The sequence below is a fragment of the Pantoea sp. 18069 genome (genome assembly GCF_902706035.1).
Taxonomy (GTDB): Bacteria; Pseudomonadota; Gammaproteobacteria; order Burkholderiales; family Burkholderiaceae_C; genus Comamonas.
In genome coordinates this window covers 1-522 of record NZ_CACSJA010000106.1, presented here as the reverse complement: position 1 = coordinate 522, position 522 = coordinate 1, and the positions used below count along the sequence as shown (strand labels likewise).

The 522-nt window shown below is 65.9% G+C and carries 1 protein-coding gene; it reads left to right on the top strand.

The features are described from left to right. Window positions 1-101 precede the first annotated feature (101 nt). Window positions 102-522 (top strand): transposase (locus tag GVL12_RS25770; protein WP_200844101.1); only part of this gene is annotated, 421 nt, incomplete at its 3' end.

Below are 522 nucleotides of genomic sequence, written 5' to 3'. Positions count from 1 at the left end.
GGTCATCAGCGTTGTGTGAAACCGCAGCGCCCCTACGGGAGCGCGACAATCAGTGAATCCGCCGATGGCGCAGGCGAGCACGGCGCGCGACACTGGCCCCCATGCTCGACGCTGCGCAGATCGCTCCTGAACAACTCGCCGCCCTGGGCGAGAGCGAGCTGCGCGAGCTGGCCACCAGGCTGCTCGCTCGCATCGAGCACCAAAACCATGAGATCGATTGGCGCGATGCCAAGCTCGAGAAGCTGGCCTATGAGATCGCGCACCTGCGGCGCATGAAGTTCAGCGCCAGGAGCGAGCAGCTCAATGCACAGCAGAAGGCGCTGTTCGACGAGTCGGTGGATGCCGACATTGCGGCGCTGGAGGCAGAGCTTGAAGACCTGAAGGCGTCGCCGTCGGCCGGCGACAAGAAAAAAGCCCAACCCAAGCGCGCGGCGCTGCCGCAGGAGCTGGCGCACATCGAGATCCGCCACGAGCCCGACTCTACGACCTGTGCCTGCGGTTGCGCGCTGCAACGCGTGGGCG